At 65.8% G+C, this 19,569-nt stretch carries 23 protein-coding genes and 2 riboswitches; of the genes, 6 read left to right on the top strand and 17 right to left on the bottom strand.

Translation table 11 applies throughout. The features are described 5' to 3' along the window. Positions 1-120: 120 nt before the first annotated feature. Positions 121-387 carry a DUF1652 domain-containing protein gene (locus JYG36_RS13360; RefSeq protein WP_093382303.1) on the top strand — a complete coding sequence of 89 codons (267 nt, stop codon included), beginning with the start codon at positions 121-123 and terminating at the stop codon, positions 385-387. A 110-nt stretch (positions 388-497) separates the two neighbouring features. Here the strand turns inward: JYG36_RS13360 and JYG36_RS13355 are convergent, their stop codons facing one another. The 4 genes from JYG36_RS13355 to cobW are packed head-to-tail and all read right to left on the bottom strand — an operon-like array spanning position 498 to position 6,995. Beyond that, positions 498-1,238, bottom strand: a complete 741-nt coding sequence (locus JYG36_RS13355) for a vWA domain-containing protein (RefSeq protein ID WP_093382298.1) — start codon at positions 1,236-1,238, stop codon at positions 498-500. Continuing rightward, positions 1,163-2,164, bottom strand: a complete 1,002-nt coding sequence (locus JYG36_RS13350) for a magnesium chelatase ATPase subunit I (RefSeq protein WP_093382295.1) — start codon at positions 2,162-2,164, stop codon at positions 1,163-1,165. Before JYG36_RS13350 ends, JYG36_RS13355 begins: the two co-directional genes overlap by 76 nt. Before the next feature lies 1 nt (position 2,165). Continuing rightward, positions 2,166-5,924 carry a cobaltochelatase subunit CobN gene (cobN, locus tag JYG36_RS13345; protein ID WP_213601036.1) on the bottom strand — a complete coding sequence of 1,253 codons (3,759 nt, stop codon included), beginning with the start codon at positions 5,922-5,924 and terminating at the stop codon, positions 2,166-2,168. A 3-nt stretch (positions 5,925-5,927) separates the two neighbouring features. After that, entirely contained in the window at positions 5,928-6,995 is a 1,068-nt protein-coding gene (gene cobW, locus JYG36_RS13340; protein ID WP_045198466.1) for a cobalamin biosynthesis protein CobW, read from the bottom strand. A gap of 96 nt (positions 6,996-7,091) precedes the next feature. Then, positions 7,092-7,290: riboswitch (cobalamin riboswitch) on the bottom strand. A gap of 59 nt (positions 7,291-7,349) precedes the next feature. Beyond that, positions 7,350-7,576, top strand: a riboswitch (cobalamin riboswitch). A gap of 98 nt (positions 7,577-7,674) precedes the next feature. On the opposite strand from cobW, the gene JYG36_RS13335 reads away from it, so the two are divergent. The 5 genes from JYG36_RS13335 to JYG36_RS13315 are packed head-to-tail and all read left to right on the top strand — an operon-like array spanning position 7,675 to position 10,032. Next, positions 7,675-7,860, top strand: a complete 186-nt coding sequence (locus tag JYG36_RS13335) for a CbtB domain-containing protein (RefSeq protein ID WP_036995824.1) — start codon at positions 7,675-7,677, stop codon at positions 7,858-7,860. An 11-nt stretch (positions 7,861-7,871) separates the two neighbouring features. After that, complete coding sequence (locus JYG36_RS13330; RefSeq protein ID WP_045198325.1) at positions 7,872-8,564, top strand: CbtA family protein; 693 nt, start codon at positions 7,872-7,874, stop codon at positions 8,562-8,564. A 3-nt stretch (positions 8,565-8,567) separates the two neighbouring features. Beyond that, positions 8,568-8,966: a cobalamin biosynthesis protein gene (locus tag JYG36_RS13325; RefSeq protein ID WP_093382287.1), complete on the top strand. Its 399-nt coding sequence runs from the start codon at positions 8,568-8,570 to the stop codon at positions 8,964-8,966. A 30-nt stretch (positions 8,967-8,996) separates the two neighbouring features. After that, on the top strand, positions 8,997-9,743 hold the full coding sequence (gene cobM / locus JYG36_RS13320) for a precorrin-4 C(11)-methyltransferase (RefSeq protein ID WP_213601034.1): 747 nt from the start codon (positions 8,997-8,999) through the stop codon (positions 9,741-9,743). 43 nt (positions 9,744-9,786) lie between these two features. After that, on the top strand, positions 9,787-10,032 hold the full coding sequence (locus tag JYG36_RS13315; RefSeq protein WP_045198320.1) for a DUF1272 domain-containing protein: 246 nt from the start codon (positions 9,787-9,789) through the stop codon (positions 10,030-10,032). Between the two features lie 5 nt (positions 10,033-10,037). Here the strand turns inward: JYG36_RS13315 and JYG36_RS13310 are convergent, their stop codons facing one another. Genes JYG36_RS13310 through JYG36_RS13250 form a run of 13 tightly spaced genes read right to left on the bottom strand, consistent with a single transcriptional unit; the run spans position 10,038 to position 19,552 of the window. Beyond that, complete coding sequence (locus tag JYG36_RS13310; RefSeq protein WP_093382277.1) at positions 10,038-10,883, bottom strand: CsgG/HfaB family protein; 846 nt, start codon at positions 10,881-10,883, stop codon at positions 10,038-10,040. A 28-nt stretch (positions 10,884-10,911) separates the two neighbouring features. Then, complete coding sequence (locus JYG36_RS13305; protein ID WP_045198317.1) at positions 10,912-11,331, bottom strand: curli assembly protein CsgF; 420 nt, start codon at positions 11,329-11,331, stop codon at positions 10,912-10,914. Then, positions 11,328-11,723, bottom strand: a complete 396-nt coding sequence (csgE, locus tag JYG36_RS13300; RefSeq protein WP_045198315.1) for a curli production assembly/transport protein CsgE — start codon at positions 11,721-11,723, stop codon at positions 11,328-11,330. The genes JYG36_RS13305 and csgE overlap by 4 nt, the downstream gene beginning before the upstream one ends. Beyond that, positions 11,720-12,250, bottom strand: a complete 531-nt coding sequence (locus JYG36_RS13295; RefSeq protein WP_045198314.1) for a type II secretion system protein — start codon at positions 12,248-12,250, stop codon at positions 11,720-11,722. Before JYG36_RS13295 ends, csgE begins: the two co-directional genes overlap by 4 nt. Next, positions 12,225-12,599 carry a type II secretion system protein gene (locus tag JYG36_RS13290; RefSeq protein WP_093382267.1) on the bottom strand — a complete coding sequence of 125 codons (375 nt, stop codon included), beginning with the start codon at positions 12,597-12,599 and terminating at the stop codon, positions 12,225-12,227. Before JYG36_RS13290 ends, JYG36_RS13295 begins: the two co-directional genes overlap by 26 nt. Positions 12,600-12,604: 5 nt before the next feature. Continuing rightward, positions 12,605-13,081 carry a prepilin-type N-terminal cleavage/methylation domain-containing protein gene (locus JYG36_RS13285; protein ID WP_045198311.1) on the bottom strand — a complete coding sequence of 159 codons (477 nt, stop codon included), beginning with the start codon at positions 13,079-13,081 and terminating at the stop codon, positions 12,605-12,607. A 3-nt stretch (positions 13,082-13,084) separates the two neighbouring features. Then, positions 13,085-14,908 carry a secretin GspD/PilQ domain-containing protein gene (locus tag JYG36_RS13280; RefSeq protein WP_045198310.1) on the bottom strand — a complete coding sequence of 608 codons (1,824 nt, stop codon included), beginning with the start codon at positions 14,906-14,908 and terminating at the stop codon, positions 13,085-13,087. Continuing rightward, on the bottom strand, positions 14,905-15,405 hold the full coding sequence (locus tag JYG36_RS13275) for a hypothetical protein (protein WP_045198308.1): 501 nt from the start codon (positions 15,403-15,405) through the stop codon (positions 14,905-14,907). Before JYG36_RS13275 ends, JYG36_RS13280 begins: the two co-directional genes overlap by 4 nt. Beyond that, complete coding sequence (locus JYG36_RS13270) at positions 15,405-15,953, bottom strand: type 4a pilus biogenesis protein PilO (protein WP_213604337.1); 549 nt, start codon at positions 15,951-15,953, stop codon at positions 15,405-15,407. Before JYG36_RS13270 ends, JYG36_RS13275 begins: the two co-directional genes overlap by 1 nt. Then, complete coding sequence (locus JYG36_RS13265) at positions 15,940-16,482, bottom strand: PilN family protein (RefSeq protein WP_213604335.1); 543 nt, start codon at positions 16,480-16,482, stop codon at positions 15,940-15,942. Before JYG36_RS13265 ends, JYG36_RS13270 begins: the two co-directional genes overlap by 14 nt. Before the next feature lies 1 nt (position 16,483). Beyond that, positions 16,484-17,311 (bottom strand): hypothetical protein, encoded by an 828-nt coding sequence (locus JYG36_RS13260; RefSeq protein WP_195884246.1) that lies wholly within the window; start codon positions 17,309-17,311, stop codon positions 16,484-16,486. Beyond that, the gene (locus JYG36_RS13255) at positions 17,262-18,962 is read right to left on the bottom strand and encodes a GspE/PulE family protein (RefSeq protein ID WP_213604333.1); all 1,701 of its coding nucleotides are present in this window, start codon (positions 18,960-18,962) and stop codon (positions 17,262-17,264) included. The genes JYG36_RS13260 and JYG36_RS13255 overlap by 50 nt, the downstream gene beginning before the upstream one ends. Positions 18,963-19,015: 53 nt before the next feature. Next, positions 19,016-19,552, bottom strand: a complete 537-nt coding sequence (locus JYG36_RS13250; protein ID WP_093382246.1) for a response regulator — start codon at positions 19,550-19,552, stop codon at positions 19,016-19,018. Positions 19,553-19,569 lie beyond the last annotated feature (17 nt).

Here is a 19,569-nt window from a genome sequence, read left to right as displayed (position 1 = left end):
CTATTTTTAAAAGAAGTGTGACTTACCCCCCGGTCGGGTGCATCAGTACAAGTAACTCACCGCTGCGCAAACAGGCGCGCGGGTTTATTCCATGTTTGGGCCCACAGAGAGACCGAACCCATGAACGCCCCGCTGCGTATCAACGATGCCCTGCTGATTGCCGACCACGCCTTTGAACCTTTCCAGTGTGTTGCCTGGGATGTACCCAACGGTACCGGTGAGTTGAGCCTGGCAGTCATCGACCGGACCAGCACCCGAATTGGCAGCAAGCAAGTCCCTTGCAGCACCTACTCCGACCCTGCGCAACTGGCTAATTTGATTGAAGAAGTTCGCGCCGAGTTGAGCGAGAAAGGTTATGCGTTGCAGCCTTGGTCGATGCCCAAGTAATAGCGGTTAATTGCCAAAGGCGCTGTATTCGCGCACGCCTTTGGCAACTTTGCTATAACTCGCTGGACAAACTGCGACACTTGGCCGCAGTTGTTTTTATTGATACCAGGTTATCCGCCGAGCAGTGCCAGTGTCTCCAGGTGCTGGTAATCGGCATGCAGTTGTTGCGCAAGTAACTGTGCCCTTCCCAGCTTGACCGGCGAACTTTCGATATCCACCAACAGCGATTGGCAAGGCAGCGGCTGCAGCGCCTGCCAAGCCTTGAGCCGGCCATCGGTCACGATCAGGCATCGCTGCAGTTCTGCCGGATAGCGTCGTTGACGCTCCTGCAGCCAACTCCGTGCCTGCTCCAGTGCCGCCAGCAATGGCGTACCGCCCCCCGCCCCCAACGCCTCCAGCCACGGCTGCAAGCTCGCCGAGGCTTTTAGCCCGTGACGTTGCCAGCGCGGCGCATTGCCGCTGGCGGTGAGAAGGGTCAGTCGCGCGCGGTTGCGGTAGGCCTGATCGAAAAACCCCGCCAGCATGCCCTTGGCCCGGCTCAGGGCCTGGTGACGGCGGGTTGACGCCGAAGCATCGACAATCACCAGCCACAGCTCTTGGGCGCTGGCCGTGCGCTGCTGCCAGCGCAGGTCGTTGCGCGTGCGCGGGCGGCCCTTGAGCAAGGTCGCCGGCCAGGCCACCGCGCCGGATGCAGCCTGCTTGCCACGCCCACGCGGGCCCGCAGTCAGTGCACCGGGTCGGGGTCTGGCATCCGCGCTGGTGTGCCGGCGGATGCTCAGGGCTTTTTTGCCCAGCTCGGTACCTCGCGCCGGGCGCCGCTCGGGGTGGCTTGTGGCGGCAGTTCGCCCCATTGACCCTGGCCTTGCTGGCCGGCCGATGGCGGCATCGCCGCACCGTTGTCTGGCGCTTGCGATTGTGGCGCCGGGGCTTCACGGCGGCGATGGCGCAAGGCGAATTCGGCCACGGCATCGATATCCTCAGCTTCGATCGCCAGCGCTCCGCGCCAGGCCGCGTGGGCCCGGGCCGCACGCAGCCAGACCAGGTCGGCACGCAGGCCATCGACGCCAGCGGCAAAGCAGCGCTCGGTAATCTGCGCCAGGGCCAGGTCGTCCAGGGCAATCTGCGCCAAGCACTCGCGAGCGCCATGGCAACGCTCGCGCAGGGCCGCCTGAGCGGGTGCCCACTGGGCACAGAACGCCTCGGGATCACTGTCGAAATCCAGGCGCCTGCGAATGATCTGGCCACGGGCTTCGGGCAACGGCTGGCCCTCGAGCAGCACATTGAGGCCGAAGCGGTCGAGCAATTGCGGGCGCAACTCGCCCTCTTCCGGGTTCATGGTGCCAATCAGCACGAAACGGGCACTGTGGCGGTGGGAAATGCCGTCGCGCTCGACCCGGTTGGTGCCACTGGCGGCGACGTCCAGCAACAGGTCGACCAGATGATCCGCCAGAAGATTGACTTCATCCACATAGAGCACGCCGCCGTCGGCCTTGGCCAGCACTCCGGGGGAAAACTGCGCCTTGCCCTGGCCCAGCGCCGCATCCAGGTCGAGGGTACCGACCAGGCGCTCTTCACTGGCACCCAGCGGCAGGGTCACGAACGGCCCTTCGCCGAGCAAATCAGCCAGGCCCCGGGCCAGGGTGCTTTTGGCCATGCCGCGCGGGCCTTCGATCAGCACGCCGCCGATCTTCGGGTCGATGGCGGTCAGGCACAGCGCCAGTTTCAGCTCATCGGCGCCGACCACGGCGGCCAGGGGAAAATGTGCAGGTTCGCTCATCTCAATTCTCTTCTTCGCCGGCCAGCAGCTGTTCTTCCAACGCTTCACGGTAGTCGCCCGGCTCCTGCCAGAGCCCGCGCTGCTGGGCTTCGAGCAGGCGCTCGGTGATGTCGCGCAAGGCCTCGGGGTTGTGCTGGCGGATAAAGTCGCGGGTCGCATCGTCGAGCACATAGGCGTCGGCCAGCGACTGGTAATGGTGGTCGTCGATCAACTGCGTGGTGGCATCGAAAGCGAACAGGTTATCGACGGTGGCAGCCAGCTCGAAGGCACCTTTATAGCCGTGACGCTTGACCCCGTCGATCCACTTGGGGTTCAGCGCCCGGGCGCGGATCACCCGGTTCAGCTCTTCTTTCAGGGTGCGGATGCGCGGCCGGTCCGGCTGGCTGTGGTCGCCGTGGTAACTGGCCACACTGCTGCCGCCCAGGCTCTCCACGGCGGCGAGCATGCCGCCCTGGAACTGGTAGTAGTCATTGGAATCGAGCAGGTCGTGCTCGTGGTTGTCCTGATTTTGCACCACCGCCTGCACCTGGCTCAGGCGCCGGGCAAAATCGGCGCGCGCCGGCGTGCCGTCATCGGCGGTGCCATAGGCATAGCCACCGTGATTCAAGTAGACCTCGGCGAGGTCCTGGCGGTCATTCCACAACCGTTCGTCGATAGCATTCTGCACGCCGGCGCCATAAGCGCCCGGTTTGGCCCCGAACACCCGCCAGCCGGCCTGGCGAGCGGCCTGTTCGGCGTCCAGGCCCTGGGCCAGCAGTTCTGCGCGCTCGCTACGGACCTTGGCCGCCAGCGGATTGAGCTCATCCGGCTCATCCAGCGCCGCCACCGCTTGCACCGCCGCATCGAACAGCTTGATCAGGTTGCCAAAAGCATCGCGGAAGAACCCCGAGACGCGCAAGGTGACATCCACCCGTGGCCGGTCGAGCAGGCTCAAGGGCAGGATTTCGAAGTCGTCGACGCGCTGGCTGCCGCTGGCCCACACCGGCCGCACGCCAAGCAGGGCCATGGCCTGGGCGATATCGTCGCCGCCGGTGCGCATGGTCGCCGTGCCCCACACCGACAGGCCGAGCTGGCGCAGGTGATCGCCATGGTCTTGCAAATGGCGTTCGAGGATCAGGTTGGCCGAGGCAAAACCGATGCGCCAGGCGGTGGTGGTCGGCAGGTTGCGCACATCGACGGTATAGAAGTTGCGCCCGGTCGGCAGTACGTCCAGGCGCCCGCGGCTTGGCGCGCCACTGGGGCCGGCAGGCACGAAGCGACCGTCGAGGGCAGCCAGCAAGCCGTGCATTTCTGCCGGGCCGCAGTTGTCCAGTTGCGGCGCGACCTGCTGCGCCAGCGCGTCGAGAATCGCCTGTACCTGTGCCCATTCAGGGCCGCCGACCAGCTGCACGCTGCCATCGAGGGTCTGCTCGATCAGTTGGCTGGCGTACAGCTCAAGGCGCTCGCGGGTATCGCCGGCGGTGCGCCAGGCTTCGTCCAATGTCGCCAAGAGTGCGGGCCGAGGGCCTTGCCAGGGCTGGCCGAGGTCGCAATCGAGCGGGTCGAAGCCCAGGTTCAGCGCCTTGGCCAGGGCCCGCAACAAACTGCCGTTGGCCCCGCGCCCATCACCGCGTTCCACCCGCAATAGCGCCAGCAAGGTGTCGATACGCAGGCGCCCGGCCGGCGACTCGCCGAACACGTGCAGGCCATCGCGGATCTGCGATTCCTTGAGGTCGCACAGGTAGGTGTCCAGGCGTGGCAGCCAGATCGCGGCATCGTCCAGGGCGCCTTCGATCTGCAGTTCGCGATCGATATGGTTGTCGCGCACCAGCGCCAGGATGTCGCGCTGCAGCTCGCGGGCCCGGCGCGGATCGAGCAACTGCGCCTCGTAGTACTCGTCGGCGAGCAGCTCCAGGTGGCGCAACGGCCCGTAGGTTTCGGCGCGGGTCAGCGGCGGCATCAGGTGGTCGATGATCACCGCCTGGGTGCGGCGCTTGGCCTGGGCGCCCTCGCCCGGGTCGTTGACGATAAACGGATAAATGTTCGGCAGCGGCCCGAGCAAGGCGTCCGGCCAGCAGCTATCGGACAGCCCGACACCCTTGCCCGGCAGCCATTCGAGGTTGCCGTGCTTGCCGACATGGATCAGCGCATCGGCGGCAAAGCCATGGCGCAGCCAGAAGTAGAACGCCAGGTAGCCATGCGGCGGCACCAGGTCCGGGTCGTGATAGACCGCGCTCTGGTCCAGCTGGTAACCCCGTGCCGGCTGGATGCCGACAAAAGTCAGGCCGTAGCGCAGGCCGGCGATCATCATCCGCCCGCTGCGCCACATCGGGTCCTGGCTCGGTTCGCCCCAGCGCTCGCGCACAGCGAGCTGATTGGCCTCGGGCAAGGTAGCAAAGGCCGCCAGGTAGTCCTCCAGGGCCATGCTCTGCATGCACGGGCGCAGGTCGAGGCTGTCCAGGTCGTTGCTGACGCCACCGAGCAAAGCCTGGATCAGCGCCGTGCCGCTGTCGGGCAAGGGCGCCAGCGGATAGCCCTGGGCCTGCAGGGTGCGCAGGATGTTCAGCGCCGCTGCCGGCGTATCGAGGCCCACGCCATTGCCGATGCGACCATCGCGGGTCGGGTAGTTGGCGAGGATCAGCGCCACGCGCTTCTGCCCGTTGGGTATCTGCGCCAGCGCACACCAGCGCCGCGCCAGCTCGGCGACAAAGTCCATGCGTTCGGCCTGGGCGCGGTAGCAGACCACATCGGACTGGCTGCGCTCGCTGCGCCAGGCCAGGTCCTTGAAGCTGACCGGGCGGGTGATGATGCGCCCGTCCAGCTCCGGCAAGGCGATGTGCATGGCCAGGTCACGGGCACCCAGGCCCTGCTCGCTGGCCTGCCAGGCCGGTTCGTTGTCCTGGGCGCAGATCGCCTGCAACACCGGGATGTCGCGGCGAAACGGGCGCAGGTGCGGCTGCTCGGGGCTGGACTGGGCAAAGCCTGTGGTGTTGATGATCAGCGCAGCGTCGACCTGGTCCAGCCAGTCTTCGACCTGCTGCAGGCACGCAACCTCCTTGAGGCTGGCCACGGCAATCGGCAAGGGGTTGAGCCCGGCCAGTTGCAAACGCTGGCAAAAGGTGTCGATAAAGGCCGTGTTGGCCGCCTGCAGGTGCGAGCGGTAGAACAGGATCGGCACCACTGGCTGCTCGACCTGCCACTCACCGAACCAGTCCTGCAGCGCCGCAGCGGCCTTGCGCGGGTGGTACACCGCGGTGCGCGGCAGTTGCTGCGGCGCGCTCCACGGGTAGTCGCGCTGCAGGTACTGGCTGGCCAGGCAGTTGAACAGGTTAAGGGCATTGGCCTTGCCGCCCTGGCGCAAGAAGTGCCAGAGCCGTTCGGCCTGCTCGGCCGGCACCGTGCTCAGGCCGGTCAGTTCCGGGTCAGGGCGGTCGTCGCCGGGCACCAGGATCAACTGCACGCCACGGGCGGCCAGTTCCAGCAGTTGCTCCACACCATAGCGCCAGTAACCGACGCCGCCGTGCAGCGACACCAGGATAACCTTGGCATGGCGCAGCACCTGGTCGACATACAGGTCGACCGAGGCATGATTCTGTACCTGCATGGGGTTGGCCAGACGCAGGCTGGGGAAATCCTCGGGCAGCTGCTGGGCGGTTTCGGCCAGCAGCGCCAGGTGCGAGTCACCGCTGCAGAGGATTACCAGCTCGGCCGGGGTCTGGCCGAGGTCGGCAATGCTGTCGTCCGGTACAAAACCACCGGGCTGGGTCCGCAGCAGGTGCATGGGTCAGGCGCCCAGGGCGGCGCGCAGGCTCGCTTGCAGCTGCGGCGCATCCAGCTCCTGGCCGATCAGCACCAGGCGCGTGGTGCGCGGCTCTTCGCTGCGCCAGGCGCGGTCGAAGTGCTTGTCGAAACGGGTGCCTACGCCCTGGATCAGCAGGCGCATCGGCTTGCCCGGGATCGCCGCAAAACCTTTGACCCGCAGGATGCCGTGTTGCACCACCAGTTGGGTCAGGGCGTCGAGCAGCAGGCTTTCGTCGGCTTGCGGCAGCTCGATGGAGATCGAGTCGAAGGCGTCGTGGTCATGGTCGTCGTGATCGTCACCGTCGTGGTGCGAGTCGTGGTGGGTGCGGCGGCCATCGATGTGCGCCTCGGATTCGGCACCCAGGCCCAGCAACACTTCCAGCGGCAGGCGGCCGCTGCTGGCTTCGATCACCTTGACCGCCGGCGGCAGCTCTTCTTCGACTTCGGCGCGAACCTTGGCCAGGTCGTCGGCGGCGATCAGGTCGGCCTTGTTCAGCACCACCAGGTCGGCGCTGGCCAGCTGGTCGGCGAACAGCTCGTGCAGTGGCGATTCGTGGTCAAGGTTGGGGTCGAGCTTGCGCTGCGCATCGACCTGCTCCGGGTAGGCGGCAAAGGTGCCGGCGGCAACAGCCGGGCTGTCGACCACGGTGATCACTGCATCAACGGTGCAGGCGTTACGGATTTCTGGCCACTGAAAGGCTTGTACCAGGGGCTTGGGCAGGGCCAGGCCGCTGGTTTCGATGAGGATGTGGTCGAGGTCGCCGCGACGCGCCACCAGCTCGCGCATCACCGGGAAGAACTCTTCCTGCACGGTGCAGCACAGGCAGCCGTTGGCCAGCTCATAGACGCGGCCGCTGGCCTCTTCTTCAGTGCAGCCGATGCTGCATTGCTTGAGGATTTCGCCGTCGATGCCCAGCTCGCCAAACTCGTTGACGATCACCGCGATGCGCCGCCCCTGGGCGTTGTCGAGCATGTGCCGCAGCAGCGTGGTCTTGCCCGAGCCGAGGAAGCCGGTAACGATGGTGACGGGGAGTTTGGCCAGTGTTTTCATTTCGATGCCCTTGGCAGGATGGCGGGCATGCGGGACGAGCGCCAAAGGTGTTGTGCACCTGGCCTGTTCGCCACCGGATCACCCCGCCCGGTTGAATGTCGGAAACTGTTCGAGGCAGGTCTCCTGGCTTGCATTGCACCGGCGCAGTGGCCAGTCGAACGACGCCTTCCCGCACGTGCTGCAGTGGCTGTGTCGAACCCTTCAATGCTTACAGTTGCGGGGGCAGCCGCGGCTTGAACCGCGTTCCCGTCTTAGCTTCGGCCAGCGCCGAAGAACCTCGAAGCGGCTAGGCTACGCAGTGCCCGGTGAGCGGTCAACTGCTGTCACGATTGACGCCTGCCCGCGCCCGTGATTTGCTAACGCCATTCGTTTGGGTGCCCCTTGAGGGTGAAACTGGGAAACCGGTGCGTCGTACGCTCTTTATAGGGTGTATGGCAAGTCCGGTGCTGCCCCCGCAACGGTAAGTGAGAAAAGCGTCAGAGCCACTGTGCCCGCTGTCTGGCATGGGAAGGTGACGCCTGTGGTGTGGCCTGCGGCCAACCCTCACCAGCCCGGAGACCGGCCCAACGCTTGACCGAACAAACCCGCGGTGGGCGGGCGCTGTTACAACCCCTGGGCGAACGCCGCGCAGGGGTTTGCTGCGCTTGCCTGTTGCCGACAACACCAAGAGGAAAGCGCCATGCGTACCAGTACCGCCATTAACCAAGCCGTTACCCCGTCAAGCCTCAGCCAGCGCCTGCTGGTTGCTGTCGGCGCCTCGCTGCTGGGCCTGTGCCTGGTGTACTTCGCCGGTTTCTCGCACATCGAAGCGGTGCACAACGCTGCCCACGATACCCGCCACAGCGCCGCCTTCCCTTGCCACTGAGTGCTGCCCCGATGATCAAGCGTATTGCCAGTACCGCAGGCTTTACCGGCCTGCTGGCCGCCCTGCTACTGACCCTGCTGCAAAGCTTCTGGGTCGCGCCGCTGATTCTCCAGGCGGAAACCTATGAAAGCGCCGCGCCTGCGCTCGAAGCGCCCCATGAACATGCCGCCGGCACCGCCGAGCATCATCACGACAGCGAAGCCTGGTCGCCGCAAGACGGCTGGCAGCGTGTGCTGTCGACCACCGGTGGCAATCTGGTGGTGGCGGTCGGTTTCGCCCTGATCCTCGCCGCGCTCTACACCCTGCGCGCACCGAAAACCGTGATCAGCGGCGCGCTCTGGGGCCTGGGCGGCTTTGCCGTGTTCTGCCTGGCGCCGACCCTGGGCCTGCCACCGGAACTGCCGGGTACCGCTGCCGCCGACCTGGCCCAGCGCCAGGCCTGGTGGGTTGGCACCGCTGCCGCCACCGCCGTGGGCCTGGCCTTGATCGTGTTTGCCCACAACTGGCTGCTGAAGATAGTCGGCGCAGTCTTGCTGGTAGTGCCGCATGTGATTGGCGCGCCACAGCCGGAGGTGCACCAGATGCTTGCGCCAGAAGCCCTGGAAGCCGAGTTCAAGGTCGCCTCGCTGCTGACCAACGCCGCATTCTGGCTGGCCCTGGGGCTGATCAGCGCCTGGCTGTACCGCCGTTCGAGCCAGGCCTGAACTATGCAGCTGTACCTCGGCCTGGGTTGCCGTCGCGGCTGCCCGGCCGATGCCCTGAGCGAGCTGCTCACCCGCACCCTGCTCGCCCATGACCTGCCGCCCGGCGCGGTCATGGGCCTTGCCAGCATCGACCTCAAGCACGACGAAACCGGCCTGCATGAACTGGCCCGGCGCCTGGGCGTGCCGCTGCGGTTCTACAGTGCGGCGCAGCTGGCCGCTTTCGAATCACAGCTGAGCCATCGCTCTGCGGTAGCCTTCCAGCACAGCGGCTGTTATGGCGTGGCCGAGAGCGCCGCCCTGGCCCTGGCCGAGCAGCTCGGCGGCCCGGCCCGGCTGCTGGTCACTCGCACCTTGCAGGCCGACGCCAGCCTGGCATTGGCCTGCACCAGCGGTTTTCGCTGATAATCAGCCCTTTACCCGCAAGGACACCCCATGACCGTCTATTTCATCGGCGCCGGCCCCGGCGATCCGCAGCTGATCACCGTCAAGGGCCAGCGCCTGATCCAGCGCTGCCCGGTGATCATCTACGCCGGCTCCCTGGTGCCGCCCGCAGTGCTGGAAGGTCACCGCGCCGAAATCCTGATCAACAGCGCCGAACTGCACCTGGCGCAGATCATCGAAGCCATCAAAAGCGCCCACGACAATGGCCAGGACGTCGCCCGGGTGCACAGTGGCGACCCCAGCCTGTATGGCGCCATCGGCGAGCAGATCCGCTACCTGCGCGAGCTGGGCATCCCCTACGAGATCGTCCCCGGCGTCACCGCCGTGGCCGCCAGCGCCGCCCTGCTCGGCTGCGAGCTGACCCTGCCGGACATCGCCCAAAGTGTGATCCTCACCCGCTACGCCGACAAATCACCCATGCCGGCTGGCGAGCAACTGGCCGACCTGGCCCGCCACCAGACCACCCTGGCAGTGTACCTGGGGGTCAAGCACCTGGCTAAAATCGTCGAAGAGCTGCGCCCGCACTATGGCGGCGACTGCCCGATTGCCGTGGTGCACCGCGCAACCTGGCCGGACCAGGACTGGGTGCTGGGCACCCTGGAGACGATTGTCGAGCTGGCGGCAGCGAAGGATTTTCGCCGTACCGCGCTGATTCTGGTAGGCCGGGTGCTGGGCAACGACAGCTTCAGCGAGTCGGCGCTGTACCGCGCTGGCCACGCCCACCTGTTTCGGCCCTGAGCGTATACACTGACGATTCCGTTCCGCCTGCGAGGACCTGACCATGCTCGAATTGCGCCCCAACTGTGAATGCTGTGGCAGCGACCTGCCCGGAGATAGCGCGGATGCGTTGATCTGCTCGTTCGAATGCACCTTTTGCCGTGACTGCAACGAACGTCAGCTCAAGGGCCAGTGCCCCAATTGCGGCGGTGAGCTGGTCAAACGCCCGGCGCGCTCGGCGGCCAAGCTGGTCAACAACCCGGCCTCGACCCAGCGGATCGTCAAGGAACAGGGCTGCCCCAGCCACTGACACACTCACTCAGGGCTCTGGTACTGGCTCAGGTATTTGTCCAGTACCGCCTTGTCGCCGCTGCCATCCCCCGCCACCTGCCACAGGCGCCGTTCAATGCCCTGGGCCAGCAAGTGCCCCACCGCCGCCTCGATCGCCGACAGCACGCACAGCTGCGCCGGTTCGTTGGTGGTGTAGCCGACCTCGGCTTCCAGGAGCTTCTTGAATTCGATGAACTTGAACACCCCGGCGCTGCGCCCGACCGAGTAGATGGTCTTGCTGGTCATGACGTTGGCCAGCACCTGGCCGCTGCGCACGTCCACCGCCCGCAGGTTGACCGAGACCTGGTCGACCCGGTACTCGCGCGACAGGTCGATACCCAGGTAGCGCGCGCCCTCGCCGCCGCTGCGCACGTTGGTGTCGTAGGCGATGATGCCGCCTTCGAGCATCAGGTTGGCCGCCTGCAGCGGCGGCAGCTCGCCCTGGATATTCACCGGGGTGTCGGGCTTTTTCTGCGAGGCGCGAATGATCTTGCGTTCGGTCAGCAGGTTCTGCAGCCCTTCGCGCTCAAGCACCACGAACCAGCCGCTGGCCTGCAGGGCATCCATCAGCATGCTCGCCGCACCCTGGGTGACGCTGGTGGAAAACGAGCTGGCCGGGGTCGGCTTGTATTGCCCGGTCTGGTCGCGAAAACCATACACCACCGCCATCAGCCGGCCCTTGGGCCGCGGCATGTTGAGCAGGTCGTAGTAGGTCGAGGCCCGTGGCGTCAGGGTCGGGCTTTCGCTGTCCTGTTCGGCCGGCATCGGTTCGCGCAGGCTGCAGCCTTGCAAGGCGGCCAGGATCAGCAGTGTGCTCAGAAATCGTTTCATGGCTGTCTCTCCCCGTTGTCCTGGCCCTTCAAGGGTTCAGGCCGTTGACCTGAATTTCCGAGATTTCCCCGGTTACCCGGTCGGTCACCTGAATGCTCAGGGCCCCCGAGTCGTCGATGACGTTGATGATGAAGGCGTCGGTCTGCAGGCTGCCGGTGTTGCCGTTGTTGATGTTGGTCAGCAGTTGCGAGAGCAGGCGCGACTCCAGCTGGCTGGTGAAACGCTCCAGTGCCGAGGTGCTGGCAAAGGCCGAGGTGCGGTCCTTGATGGCCGGGTCTTCGTGATCGTTCTGCGCCTGGGCGTTGTTGAGCAGCCAGGTGCCGTTCAGCGGGTTGCCGCCAAACGCCGGGTTGACCGGGGTGTAGACCAGTTCCGTGGCGCTGGCTGCACTGGCGAGGCTCGCCAGCAATACCAGCGAGGCCAGGCTGCAGGTTTTGTTGTTGTTCATAGCTCGTCCCTCTCCAGATCAGTGGTGTCCTGCAGCAGCATCTGCAGCTTGCGCTGGATGATCTGCGCCTTGACCAGGTCCGCAGCCTCGTAGGCGGCGTCCTTAAGCTCGGTGGTGTTGGGTGGCAGAAAACGCCGGTACAGCACGCGTTGCTCGTACTCGACCGTCACCAGGCTACCCCAGCGCGGGTCGGGTCGTTCACGTACCACCAGGTTGAAATCCAGGCGGCTGGTGGCACGCAGCCGCTCGGCAAAGCTGTAATAGAAGTCGTGGCCGATGTGCGAGATGGTGTTGTCGACGATAAAGCCCATCATCTCGTCCTCGGCGCCGCCCCGGGCGGTGCCGGCCAGCAGCACCAGGGCCAGGGCCAGGGCACTGAGGCGGCGGTTCATTGCCCGGCTCCCTGGGCCAGGCCCTTGCGTGCGCCGGCGGCGCTTTCGTTGAAGGCCTTTTCGGCGACGAACTGCCAGTCGCTGTAGTGCTCAAGGCCGTCGAACTCCGACCATTGCCCGGCAAAGCCGGTGCGTTTGAGCGGCAGGGCCTGGGAGCGGCTGTAGACGCCGGTGATGCGCCCGTCGATCGAGCGCAGCAGGCCCCAGTCATCGCTGGCGGTGATCGGGTCCGGGTACAACTTGCGCAGGTGCCGCTTGGGGTTGGGGTAACGGCTATCCTCCAGCAGCTCCTCAAGGCTCTGCGGGTATTGGGCCAGGCCAGGTGAGGCGCGAAAGTAGCTGCGCAGGGCCTGGGCATACTGGCCGCCGACCCACAGCAGCTCGCGTTCGCGCTCGCGCTGGGCGACGGTCGACCACAGCGTGCCGGTGGCCGCCAGGGCCATGCCGGTGACGGCGATCAGCAACAGCACGCCCAGGTAGGTGAAGCCTGCCTGCCCGGCATTACCACTCGGCATAAAGGCTGCCATCACGGGCCCTCCCGGTTGAACCGCTTTTGATGTCGGCAACGGCGCCGGCGACGCCTTCAGGCGGTGCCACCAGCAGCCAGCCGTCACGGCGTTCGGTGATCGGGTCCAGCGGCGCGCCGCGCAGGTAGCGCTGCTCGACCAACTGTTCCAGCGACTCGGGGTAGCGACCGGTGTCGCCGTAGTAGTGGTCCAGCGCCTCGCGCATCACCGCCAGGCTCTGGCGCAGGGTGGCCTCGCGCGAGGTCTCGAGGCTGTTGAAGTAGCGCGGCATGGCGATGGTCATCAGCGTGGCGATGATCGCCATCACCACCAGCAATTCGATCAAGGTAAAGCCCTGGTTGCGTTTCATGCTGCTCACCACTGCCCGTAGGCGATGCCGTTGAGGCCCTTGCCGCGGGCCCGGGAGTACACATCAAAAACGTCTTCACCATCACGCGGGCTCTGCGCCGGGCTGTCGTAGGCGCGCAGGCCCCACCCGCCCTGCTCGTCGTCCTTGCGCGCGGCCAGCAGCGGGTCCTGGGGAATGCGCCGCAGAAAGTAGAACTTGGCGCCCTTGGCACTGCGCACATCGCGCACGCCATCGACCAGCACCTGCAGGTTCGGCGGGTAGCCGCTGGCGTCGAGGGACTTCTCGATATAGCCGGCGTCGAAGGCGCGCTTGTAGGCGTCGATGGCATCGCGCAGTTGGTACAGCGCGGTGCGCAGCTCCTGCTCCTTGTTGCGCCGCACCAGGGTTTCGGTCAGCGGCGCAGCAATCGAGGCGAGCAACCCGAGCAGTGCCAGGGTCAGCATCACTTCGATCAGGCTGAAACCTGCCATCGGGCGTTTCATGATTTACGGCCTCACCGCGGTCGGTACCGCCGCAATCGGTTGTTCGTCGTCGACCTCGATGCTGCGGTTGAGGTTGCGGATCTGCATGCTGGTTTCAGTGCCGGTGGCAAACTCCATGTCCGACGGGCTCTGGTACGGCAGGTTGCGGATGATCCGCGGGGTGATCGACAGCACCAGCTCCGACTGGCTGTTGTCGCTGCGGTTGCTGCCGAACAGCCGGCCCAGGCCGGGAATGTCGCCAAGCCCCGGGATCTTGTTGCCGCTGCCACCCTGGTCGTTGCGCATCAACCCGGCCAGCACCTGGGTTTCGCCGTCGTGCAGGCGCAGGCTGGTCTGGGCGTTGCGGGTGTCGACCTGAACCGGGATGGTGCCCTGGCGGGTCGGCTCCAGCGGCTTGGCGTTGCTGACTTCCAGGGCCACCTTGATCGCCACCTCGTTGTTCAGGTGCACCACCGGGGTCACTTCGAGCTTGAGGCCGACGTCCAGATAGGTGACGCTTTCGGTGATCACCGGGCCCTGGGTCGAGGGCACCGAGGTGGCGCTGATGATCGGCACCCGCTGGCCAATGTGGATGCGCGCCTGTTCACGGTTGCTGACGCGGATCACCGGGCTTGCCAGGGTGTTGATGTCGTTGTCCTGGGCGTTGATCTTGGCTTGCGGTGCCGGGGCGATGCTGATGCGCGAGGAGTTGATGCCGCGCAGTTGGTCGAGGGTGCCCACCGGGTTGCCATCGGCGTTGAGGATGCCAAAGGTGTTGGGCCACTGCAGGCCGAGTTCGAGGATCCGCGAACGGGCAACCTCCATCACTTCCACCTCCAGCACCACTTCCGGGTTGGACTGGTCCTGGGATTGCAGCAGTTTCTCGGCCATGCGCACGGCGTCGGGGGTGTCGCGCATGGTCAGGGTGTTGAGGCGCTCGTCGACGAACACGTCGCGGGTCTTGAGCATGGTCTTGACCATGTTCAGCGCAGTGTTGGCGTCGATGCTGGTCAGGTAGAAGGTGCGCATCACCAGCTCCTGGTAATCCTTGATCTTCTGCGGCGAGTCCGGGTAAATCAGCAGCGTGTTGTCGTTCACCACCTTCTGGTGCAGCTGGTTCTGTTCCAGCAGCAGGGCCACGGCGTCTTCGATGCGCACGTCACGCACGAAGATGGTCGCCTTCATGTCCGGGCGCAGGTCTTTGTCGAAGATAAAGTTCAGCCCCGCCACCTGCGACAGCACCTCGAAGATGGTCTTCAGGTTGGCGTCGCGAAACTCCAGGGTCACCGGCCGTTCGAGCTTGCTGCGCAGTTGCGGGTTGGGCTGGGCGGTGCGGCTTTGCACCAGCTCGATGTCCTTGCGCAGGGCCAGGCCGCCTTCGTTCTGCGGGTCGAGCAGCAGCACTTCGCGCATGTGCCGCTCGGCGCCGAACAGGTCGCCGCTGCGCAGCGCCGCCTGGCCCAGGGCAATGCGCTCGCCGAGGTTGCGCATCTGCTCGATCTGGCGCACCGCATCCAGGGCCCGGCGGTTGTTCGGCTCCAGGGTCAGCACCCGCCCGTAACCTGTGCGCGCACCGCCGAAGTCATGGCGGCTGCGGTCGCTGTCGGCCTGGGTCAGCAGCGCCTCCACCGCCTGGCGCCGGCCCTGGATCAAGGCGATGTTCAGTTCGGTGTCGCGCGGGTGTTCCTTGAGCGCGTCTTCAAGCTGGGCGATTCCGGCCTCGTACTGGCCCTCACCGATCAGGGCCTGGGCGTCCTTGCGCACACCCGAAGTGCCGCATCCGGCCAGGGCGACACACAGGGCAAGCATCAGGTACGGCGCTTTGTGGCTGAGCCTTGGCGAATTCATGGTGCGCTCCCTACAGACAAGGTCTGGGACAGGTGCAATGGCAGGTAGACCAGGCTCAGCTCCGTAGCGGAGATCTGCTCGATCCGGTAGGTGTCATCGATCACGTCGCCGCGGCGCACGACGTAGAGTTTTTCGCCGCTTTGCAGGAACACCTGCTGGTCGTCGCGATCATCCAGGCGGCCAACGAACTGGAATGGCAGTGCCGGGGCGACAGGCGCCACGGCCACCGGAGCGATGACCACCGGTTGTTCGGTGACGGTGGTGACCTGCACCGCAGGCTTCCAGCTCTTGCTCGGGAACAGGTCGCGCGGCTGCAGGGCTGCCGGCCTTGCCGCCATCTGCGCAGTCGGCGTCAGCGGTGCAGAAGCCTTGCCGGCGACCTCAACAGCCGCCTCGGCGTCTTCAGCTACGTCGTCGAAGAAATACCCCGGCGCCCAGGCCAGCACCGCGGCGGTGCCGAGAAAAGCCAGCCAGGCCAGGCTGCGTTGAGTGTTCATCATGACCTCGACAGGTAAAGGGTCATACGGATGCGCCCGGTCAGCTCGCGGTCGCCGATCTTCTTGCGCTGCAGGTCAATGTCTTCGAGCACCAGTGCCGGCAACTGGCCGAGCAAGGCATGCACGTAGCGGCGGATTTGCGGGTAGCTGCCGCGCACCGGCAGGAGGATCTGGTAACGCGCCAGCTGAGTCTTGGGATCGACCCCCAGGGCGTACTCGCCGCGGGCCAGGGTGATCTGCTCGGCCTTGGCCAGGGCATAGATGCGGTCGATGGCCACAGTGGCCTGAGGCTGGGCCGGCAGCTGTTTGTGAAAGTCTTCCAGCTCGTGCCTGGGCACCTGCGCCAGCTTCAGCGTGCCCTGCTTGAACTGCGCGACCTGCAACAGCGCCTGATCACGCTGCTGCTCCAGCTGTTGCAACTGCTGCCATTGGCCGAGCAAGGCAGTAACGCCATACAGCAGGGCCAGGGCCAGCAACCCGGCACCGGCCAGGCCCACTACGCCGAGCTGGCGGGCGCGTTCATGGAGGATCAGGCTAGGGATGCGCATTGCCGTTCTCCCAGGTGGCCGACAGGTTGAACTGCACCGGATGCTCGGCCTGCTTGGCGATGATTTCGTGGTTGAGCAGCGACACATCGCGCAGCTCGTCGCTGGCTTCCAGACGCTTGTGGAAGGCCAGCATGGCCTCCAGGTCGCGGGCCTCGGCGCTGATGCGCAGTTGGCCCTTGCGCGCATCGGGGGTCAGGGTGAGCAAGGCAACGTCGTCTTGCGGCAGCCCTTCAAGCATGTTGAACAGGCGCTCCCACGGCCGTTGCAGTTGCTGCGAGACGCTGCGCATCTGTGCCAGTTTTTCGGCCTGCTCGCGGCTTTGCGCGGCATTGAGCGCTGGCTCGGCCTGGGGCCGTTTGCCCAGTTGCCGGTCGAGCTGTTCAAGTTGCTGTTCAAGCCCGGCCTGTTGTTGATCGAAGCCCTGCTGCAGCAGCGCAGTGCCGAGCAGCAGGCTCAGTGCGCATGCCAGCAGCGCCCAGGCGGTCCAACCTGTGCGGGCGGGCTGCAGGTCCAGCATCAGGCGGCGCATTTCAGGCCACCGCCCGTGACATGCTGCACAGCACGTCGCGTACCGCCAGCGGCGCTGGCGCCAGCTCGCACAGTTGCACGCCCGCCAGCGCCGGTACTGGCTCAAGGCGCCCGGGCGCATGCAGGTACACCGGCAGTTGCCCCTCGCCCTGGTGCAACTCGCTGTGGCGGGCGATCAAGGCTTGCAGGGCCTGGTCACTGTCGCTGCAGCCCTGGGCACTGACGTGCTGCCAGGCGCCGTTTTGCGCCAGCAGGCAGACGCTGCGTTGCGGCTCGGCCAGGACGAAGAGAAAGTCGCCCTGCCCCAGTTGCTCGGCAAAGTGGTTGTAGGCCGCCATCAGGTAAGGCCGCGTCGAGCGCAGGCGTAGCCCGAGGTTGCGGCACAGGGCCTCAAGCTGATCGAGCAAGGCCTGCGGCGTGGCGCTGGCGATGCGCGGGCAACCGCCGGCTTCGGGGGATACGACAATGCGCCAGCCTTCCAGGCTCTGCCCGTAATGCGCCTCGAAACAGGCGCGGGCGTACTGCTGCAACTCGTCCGGGCGGCTGATGGCGGCGCTCCAGGGCACCAGGCAGAAGCGGCTGTACTGGGCCGAGAGCAACACCTGCAACTGCGCACCCTTGCCGGCATGTTCAACCAGCAGGTGCTGCAGCGACTCCAGGGCCACGGCCCAGGCCAGGCTGCGCTCGGCGATAAAGTCCAAGCTTGAGAGCCAGCGTTGCTGTTGACCCTGGCGTTGGCACAGGCCCACACCCTGGGCGCCGAGCACGGCGATAAAGCGATCAGGCGATAAAAGTGACACGATTGATCTCCTCCAGGGTGGTCCGGCCATCACGCACCAGCTCCAGCGCCGAGCTGCGCAGCAGGCGCAGGCCGCGTTGGCAGGCCAGGGTCTTGATTTGCGCCAGGGGCTTGCGCTCGACGATCATCTGGCGCAGGTCGTCATCCAGGTGCAGCAGCTCGGCAATCGCCGTGCGTCCGCGATAACCGCTGCCCCGGCACTGGCCGCAGCCACTGCCGTGAACGAAGCGGTAATGGCCGACCTGGCCGGGCTCCAGGCCCGAGGCGACGAGTTCTTCATCACTGGGTTGCTGGGCAGCGGCGCAGTGCGGGCAAACCAGGCGAATCAGGCGCTGGGCCAGCACGGCGTTGAGCGCCGAGACAAAGCTGTAGGGGTCGACCTGCATCTGGCTGAAGCGGCCGATCACATCGAAGACGTTGTTGGCGTGGATGGTGGTGAACACCAGGTGCCCGGTGAGTGCCGACTGCACGGCGATTTGCGCGGTGTCCGGGTCGCGGATTTCGCCGACCATGATCTTGTCCGGGTCGTGGCGCAGGATCGAGCGCAGGCCGCGGGCGAAGGTCAGGCCTTTCTTTTCATTGACCGGGATCTGCAGCACCCCCGGCAACTGGTACTCGACCGGGTCTTCGATGGTGATGATCTTGTCTACGCCGTGGTTGATCTCGCTGATCATGGCGTAAAGGGTGGTGGTCTTGCCGCTGCCGGTGGGGCCGGTGACCAGGATCATCCCGTAGGGTTCGCTGGCCAGCCGGCGCAGGCTGCGCAGGGTCTGCTGTTCAAAGCCCAGGGCCTGCAACTGCACGCCGCTGACGCGATCGGCCAGGTCCTGTTTGTCGAGCACCCGCAGCACCGCGTCTTCGCCGAAAATGCTCGGCATGATCGAGACTCGGAAATCGATCTGCCGGGCGCTGATGCCGATCTTGAAGCGGCCGTCCTGGGGTACGCGTTTCTCGCCGATGTCAAGCTCAGCCATGACCTTGATCCGCGAGATCACCTGGTCGGCGAACTCGCTGCCACTGACCTTGCTGATGCTGTTGAGTACGCCGTCGATGCGGTACTTGATCACCAGGCCGCTGCCGGTCACGCCCAGGTGAATGTCGCTGGCGTGCATCTTCAGGGCATCGTAGAGGGTCGAGTTGACCAGCTTGACCACCCGGCTCTGGTCTTCGCTGATGCTCGCCAGCGACAGGCTCTGCAGGCTGTCGAGCTCGTTGGCGGTTTCGCTTTCGGTGTCCAGCGAATCGACCGCGTGGAAGCTCTCTTCGTGGCGGGCCAGAAAGCCCGTGAGCTCGGCGGCTTGCACCAGGTACAGCGGTGCGCCTTGCAGGCAGTCGTCGATCCAGGCCAGGCGGGCGTCGTCGAAGGGGTCGGCGAACACCCCGAGGGTCTGGCCGTCATGCTGGAGGAGGATGAATTCGCGTTTCAGGCACTGGGCCAGGCTGACCCGCTCGAACAGCGGCGTGGCGGCGAACAGCGCCGGGCCGTCGAGCAGCGGGTAATGCAGGGTGGCGCCCAGGCACTGGACAAACGCTGCCGGCTCAAGGCCGCTGAGCGATTGCAGGGTATCGAGCAGGCGCTCGCCGCTGAGTTCGGCACTGGCCCTGGCCTGGGCCAGCAGCGCGCGGCCAAGGGGCGCCGGGGTGCTGGCTAGAACGGGAGGAACGAGCGACAACGGTTCCATGGCATGCTCTCCGACGCGGGGCGCGGAGAGCCTGGTTCAGCCCTGCTCGCGCGTTATTCCCCGGTGAGCAGCTGGTCGTCGTCGGGCCCCGGCGGCCGTGCGCCATTACGTCGGCGATCGGCCAGGACCCAGCTACCGTCGAACAACTGCAGGGGGAAACTCTCACTCCTGCTCTGGCGTCGTTCGACGAACCCTGTGTCCTTGTCGGCTGCGCGCCGGCTTTCTCGCTTGATGCCCATCAGGTCGAGGACTGCGCGGGCCAGTTCCGCCAGGGGAAAAGGCTTGAACAGGATATGGCTGACACCCAGTTGGCTGGCCCGCTCACGGACCTCGGCGGTCGGGTGGGCGGTGATCAGCACGAAATGACAGCGCGTACCTTGTTGGCGCACAGTCTCAAGAACCTGAAACCCCTCCATATCGGGCAAGCGATAATCCAGCACTACCACTTCGGGCCGGGTGCGTTCGGCAGCGCCGATGGCACTGGCTCCGTCGTGGGCAACATGGACGTCGAGGCCTTGCAGAACCAGGTAATCCTGGATATTGCCGGCAAGGGTCTGTTCGTCATCGACTACCAATACTCTGTTCACCAAGGTCCACTCCCTGAAGC

Source organism: Pseudomonas sp. SORT22, assembly GCF_018417635.1.
In the GTDB taxonomy this organism is placed as follows: domain Bacteria; phylum Pseudomonadota; class Gammaproteobacteria; order Pseudomonadales; family Pseudomonadaceae; genus Aquipseudomonas.
Note: the sequence above shows the minus strand (reverse complement) of the source record. Positions and strands in the feature narration are given on the sequence as shown.

Coding starts and splice junctions, on each gene's coding strand:
- JYG36_RS13360 (WP_093382303.1), top strand. CDS start 121: ATGAACGCCCCGCTGCGTATCAACGATGCCCTGCTGATTGCCGACCAC.
- JYG36_RS13355 (WP_093382298.1), bottom strand. CDS start 1,238: ATGGGGCGAACTGCCGCCACAAGCCACCCCGAGCGGCGCCCGGCGCGA.
- JYG36_RS13350 (WP_093382295.1), bottom strand. CDS start 2,164: ATGAGCGAACCTGCACATTTTCCCCTGGCCGCCGTGGTCGGCGCCGAT.
- cobN (WP_213601036.1), bottom strand. CDS start 5,924: ATGCACCTGCTGCGGACCCAGCCCGGTGGTTTTGTACCGGACGACAGC.
- cobW (WP_045198466.1), bottom strand. CDS start 6,995: ATGAAAACACTGGCCAAACTCCCCGTCACCATCGTTACCGGCTTCCTC.
- JYG36_RS13335 (WP_036995824.1), top strand. CDS start 7,675: ATGCGTACCAGTACCGCCATTAACCAAGCCGTTACCCCGTCAAGCCTC.
- JYG36_RS13330 (WP_045198325.1), top strand. CDS start 7,872: ATGATCAAGCGTATTGCCAGTACCGCAGGCTTTACCGGCCTGCTGGCC.
- JYG36_RS13325 (WP_093382287.1), top strand. CDS start 8,568: ATGCAGCTGTACCTCGGCCTGGGTTGCCGTCGCGGCTGCCCGGCCGAT.
- cobM (WP_213601034.1), top strand. CDS start 8,997: ATGACCGTCTATTTCATCGGCGCCGGCCCCGGCGATCCGCAGCTGATC.
- JYG36_RS13315 (WP_045198320.1), top strand. CDS start 9,787: ATGCTCGAATTGCGCCCCAACTGTGAATGCTGTGGCAGCGACCTGCCC.
- JYG36_RS13310 (WP_093382277.1), bottom strand. CDS start 10,883: ATGAAACGATTTCTGAGCACACTGCTGATCCTGGCCGCCTTGCAAGGC.
- JYG36_RS13305 (WP_045198317.1), bottom strand. CDS start 11,331: ATGAACAACAACAAAACCTGCAGCCTGGCCTCGCTGGTATTGCTGGCG.
- csgE (WP_045198315.1), bottom strand. CDS start 11,723: ATGAACCGCCGCCTCAGTGCCCTGGCCCTGGCCCTGGTGCTGCTGGCC.
- JYG36_RS13295 (WP_045198314.1), bottom strand. CDS start 12,250: ATGGCAGCCTTTATGCCGAGTGGTAATGCCGGGCAGGCAGGCTTCACC.
- JYG36_RS13290 (WP_093382267.1), bottom strand. CDS start 12,599: ATGAAACGCAACCAGGGCTTTACCTTGATCGAATTGCTGGTGGTGATG.
- JYG36_RS13285 (WP_045198311.1), bottom strand. CDS start 13,081: ATGAAACGCCCGATGGCAGGTTTCAGCCTGATCGAAGTGATGCTGACC.
- JYG36_RS13280 (WP_045198310.1), bottom strand. CDS start 14,908: ATGAATTCGCCAAGGCTCAGCCACAAAGCGCCGTACCTGATGCTTGCC.
- JYG36_RS13275 (WP_045198308.1), bottom strand. CDS start 15,405: ATGAACACTCAACGCAGCCTGGCCTGGCTGGCTTTTCTCGGCACCGCC.
- JYG36_RS13270 (WP_213604337.1), bottom strand. CDS start 15,953: ATGCGCATCCCTAGCCTGATCCTCCATGAACGCGCCCGCCAGCTCGGC.
- JYG36_RS13265 (WP_213604335.1), bottom strand. CDS start 16,482: ATGCGCCGCCTGATGCTGGACCTGCAGCCCGCCCGCACAGGTTGGACC.
- JYG36_RS13260 (WP_195884246.1), bottom strand. CDS start 17,311: ATGGCCGGACCACCCTGGAGGAGATCAATCGTGTCACTTTTATCGCCT.
- JYG36_RS13255 (WP_213604333.1), bottom strand. CDS start 18,962: ATGGAACCGTTGTCGCTCGTTCCTCCCGTTCTAGCCAGCACCCCGGCG.